The organism is Allobosea sp. P1_A7, from assembly GCF_056406775.1.
Genome location: NZ_JBFTZN010000624.1, coordinates 1 through 800 on the forward strand (window position 1 = coordinate 1; position 800 = coordinate 800).

An 800-nucleotide genomic window follows, 5' to 3' on the forward strand; every position below is an offset into this window, starting at 1 on the left:
TTGAGCGAGTGAAATAGTAGTCGCCGCCCGGAACTGCTGGTTTCGACAGCGGTTCGCTACTGCGTGGTGGCGTTGTTCACATCCGGCGCCGTCACGGCCTGGGGAGCCCCGCCGCTATTCCCCCCGGAACGGCGGGGCGAACCTCGTGCCTGCGTTGGAGTATCAGTTGTGTGTGCGCGTCGTATCCTGCGTGTCGGCCCTGGAGTCGAGATAGTCCGTGGCCCTGTCAACAAGGCGCGCGATGCGCGCCAGCGGAAGCTCCGCTTCGACGCCATGCCTGATCGGATTAAGCCCTGCCTGGCTCTCCTGGCTTCCAAGCCACCCGCCGGCGACGGTCATGACTGGACGAACCGGTTCCCGACGATCCCAGGTGATGTTCTGGATCTCGGGCCGGATAGCGCCATCCTCGACGGTGAGGCCGTCGTGCTCGACGAACGCGGCGCTTCCGACTTCGGCGCCTTGCAGCAAGCTCTCGGTGGCCGGGGCGGCAAGCGATCTGCCGCCGGAGCGCTCCTGTACGCTTTCGATTTGCTCTATCTCAATGGTCACGATCTTCGTCCGCTGGCGTGTGAGGAGCGGCGCGAGATGCTCCCCGGCATCATAAAGCCCCATACCTCGATCCTTTTCAGCGCGGACGTCGACGCCGAAGGCGACGCCTTCCTGGCGCTCGCCTGCAAGATGGGCCTCGAGGGCATCATTGCGAAGCGGCGCGATGCGCCCTATCGATCCGGCCGGGGCGGCGAATGGCTCAAGATCAAGTGCATCCAATCGGAAGGGTTCTTCATCATCGGCTATGAGCC

At 64.2% G+C, this 800-nt stretch carries 1 protein-coding gene; it reads left to right on the forward strand.

What is annotated here, in order from left to right:
- Window positions 1-273: 273 nt before the first annotated feature.
- On the forward strand, window positions 274-800 hold a 527-nt coding region (locus tag AC1D34_RS38080; protein ID WP_476827091.1), incomplete at its 3' end, for an ATP-dependent DNA ligase.